The organism is Caldivirga sp. UBA161, from assembly GCF_002506515.1.
Taxonomy (GTDB): domain Archaea; phylum Thermoproteota; class Thermoprotei; order Thermoproteales; family Thermocladiaceae; genus Caldivirga.
This window is the reverse complement of sequence record NZ_DAXS01000006.1, coordinates 287-3,305: the sequence shown is the minus strand read 5'-3', so window position 1 is coordinate 3,305 and position 3,019 is coordinate 287. Positions and strand designations below refer to the sequence as shown.

4 protein-coding genes are annotated in these 3,019 nt (G+C 41.6%); 3 read left to right on the top strand and 1 reads right to left on the bottom strand.

Annotated features, from left to right (window positions below; all coding sequences use genetic code 11):
* The 3 genes from BP896_RS00595 to BP896_RS00585 all read left to right on the top strand — a co-directional run.
* On the top strand, nt 1-420 hold a 420-nt coding region (locus tag BP896_RS00595), incomplete at its 5' end, for a 3-dehydroquinate synthase family protein (RefSeq protein ID WP_422653013.1).
* Nucleotides 402-1,208, top strand: coding sequence for a shikimate dehydrogenase family protein (locus tag BP896_RS00590; RefSeq protein WP_291764607.1), 807 nt, complete (start codon nt 402-404; stop codon nt 1,206-1,208). The genes BP896_RS00595 and BP896_RS00590, both read left to right, overlap by 19 nt.
* A 45-nt stretch (nt 1,209-1,253) precedes the next feature.
* Complete coding sequence (locus BP896_RS00585) at nt 1,254-2,573, top strand: cobyrinate a,c-diamide synthase (RefSeq protein ID WP_291764605.1); 1,320 nt, start codon at nt 1,254-1,256, stop codon at nt 2,571-2,573.
* Nucleotides 2,574-2,577: 4 nt separating this feature from the next.
* Here BP896_RS00585 and BP896_RS00580 read toward each other — a convergent pair.
* Nucleotides 2,578-3,019: ABC transporter ATP-binding protein (locus BP896_RS00580; RefSeq protein ID WP_291764603.1), on the bottom strand; the 442-nt coding region annotated here is incomplete at its 5' end.

Sequence of the window (3,019 nt, the reverse complement as noted above, 5' to 3'; positions counted from 1 at the left end):
CTGATCAATAAGGCTCATGTAGTTGAGGTTGATGAGTATGATAATTTAGGCGTAAGAATCGTGCTTAATTATGGGCACACAATTGGGCATGCATTAGAGTCTGCATCAGGATTCAGCATCAGCCACGGTAAAGCAGTGGGATTAGGCATGATTTGTGAATCAGCCATTGGGGTTAAATTAGGCTATACTAGCCCAGATGTACCTAGTTACTTAATTGAATTATTAAATAGGCTCAACCTTATTCAAAACATTAAGGTTAATGCTGATTCAGCATTAAGGGCCATTACTGGTGATAAGAAGAAGAGCGGTGACTTCCTTAACTTACCCATGGTTACTGAAATAGGTGATTGGGTTAAGGTTAAGATTAAGGCTGGTGAATACCTAAGATTGGTGAGGGAGTTATGCGTGTATTTAGCCTAATAGGTTACCCACTGGATTATACCTTATCACCCCAGATTCATAACTACGTCTTCAGGAAATTAAACATTGAGGCAGTGTACGTACCATTAAGGGTAACGTCAAAGAGGCTACCGCATTTCATTGAATTTTCAAGGGATGCCTTAAGTGGATTCAACGTAACCATACCACATAAGGTTACTGTGGCAAAACTAATTGATGAGCTTAATGATGATGCTAATGCTATTAAAAGCGTTAATACTGTGGTTAATAGTAAGCAGGAATTGATAGGTTATAATACCGACTACGTGGCTATTAAGGAATCATTAATTGAAAGAGGGTATAATGGTGAAGAAGCATTATTAATTGGGGCTGGGGGAGCAGCTAGGGCAGTTGTACTGGCCTTGTCTAAAATTGGGTGTAAAACTATTACAGTGCTTAATAGGAGCAGGGAGAGGGCTGTGGAGTTGTGTGGATTAGCCAATGGTTTAGGCCTAGACTGTAATGCGGTGGATATTGGTGGAGATTACGGTAAGCCCCACTTAGTGGTAAACGCTACCCCCCTGAGCAGTGAGGAGGATTGGTTACTTGACTTAAGTAGGTTAGGGGTTGCAATACTCATTGACATGGCCTATAAACCTAAGGGTGAGACAAGCTTAATTAAGAGGGCTAGGGAATTAGGCATTAGGGCTATTGATGGTGTCGAGATACTGGTTAGGCAGGCGTTAGCCGCCGATAAGTTATGGTTAGGTGACTTTAATGAACCAAGCATTGATGAGGTTATTAGGTATGTTAAAGGTAATGAAGCCTAATCCCACCTAGGAAGCTATTATAATCCCCCTTAACTTTAAGGGCCTATGCCTAGTAAGGCGTTATTAATAGCATCCGATAGAAGTGGTTCAGGAAAGACCACAGTAACATCAATAATAGCAGCGGCATTATCAAGCAGGCTTAAGGTTAGGGCATTTAAGGTTGGGCCAGATTACATTGATCCAGGTTACCATAAAGTGGCCTCAGGTTTACCCTCAATTAACCTTGATGTGTGGTTAATGGGTGAGGAGGTGCTTAGGGAAACCTTCTGCAGATATATGAGGGGTATTGATTTAGGGTTAATTGAGGGTGTAATGGGGTTATATGATGGGGTTGAGGTTGGGTCAAGTACATTTCATATTGCTAAGCTACTCTCATTACCGGTTATACTGGTAATAGACTGCTCTAACATATCTTATACAGCTGGAGCTATTGTTAAGGGTTTAAGGGATTATGGACCAGCCAATGTAGTTGGCGTTATCTTCAATAACGTGGCTTCAAGTAGCCATTATAACTCATGTAGGTCCTCATTACCTAAGGATGTTGTGAGTTTAGGTTATGTTCCACATGATGCAGGATTAATGATTAATGAAAGGCATTTAGGGCTTGTAACCGTGGAGGATTACGGCAGTAGGGTTAAGGAAATAATTAAACGAGGCATGGAGTTGATTAATGGGAGGATTGACCTTAACCTACTGTATGATTTAGCCGAACCAATAAACTGTGAGTACAGGAATGATCAAGAGGGCAGTAATAAGCTTGGGATTGCTGCAGTAGCCTATGATAATGCCTTCCTCTTCTACTATAGGGCATCCCTTGACCTACTCTCAAGTATGTTCGACTTAAGGTTCTTTAGTCCAATAAATAATGAGGCAATCGATAATGCATCATTCATATACATTGGTGGTGGTTACCCTGAATTACACTTAAGCGAGTTGGAGAACGCCACTAACACCATTAACTGGATTAGGAGTGCATCCAATTCAGGTGTACCAATTCTAGCTGAGTGTGGTGGTTTAATGTACCTATCTAAGTATATTAGGCTTGATAGGGAGTATAAGATGGTGGGCTTATTTGATATTGGTATTGCCGCTAAGGGTAGGTTAACGATAGGCTACACTGAACTTGAGGCAATTAGAGGAAACTTAATTACCCAAGGTGGATTAAGGGTAAGGGGGCATGAATTCCACGTATCTTATGCCGAGTACTCAAATGAGAATTACGTATTCAAGAACATCAGAGGGAGGGGCATAGCTAACGGCTTTGATGGAGTAATGGTGAATAACACTATGGCACTTTACACTCACTTATACCCACCATCAATTAAAGGCTTTAGGGAAAGATTAATTAGCATTCTTAAAAGGTGATTAATTATTTACTGTATAGCCAGCAGGCAACCTTATGGCCATTATCCAGTGCTATTAATGGCGGCTCCTCCCTACGGCAAATATCCATGGCATACGGGCACCTTGGGTGGAATCTGCAGCCACTGGGTGGGTTAATTAGGCTAGGTACTTCACCCGGTATGAAGGATAGCTTCTTATCCTCCCTCAAGGTTGGTATACTTGACATTAAGCCTTGGGTGTATGGGTGCTTGGGTTCGGTGTAAATTAAGTCGGCTGAACCGAATTCAGCAACCTTACCAGCATAGAGTACAAGCACCTTATCAGCTAATTCACTGGCTAAGGCCAGGTCGTGGGTTATGAATATGTACGATAACTTAAATTCCCTCCTCAACCTCTTGAGGAGGTTCATTATGTTTGCCTGAGTCATAACATCTAAGGCTGATGTTGGCTCATCTAGGATAACTAAC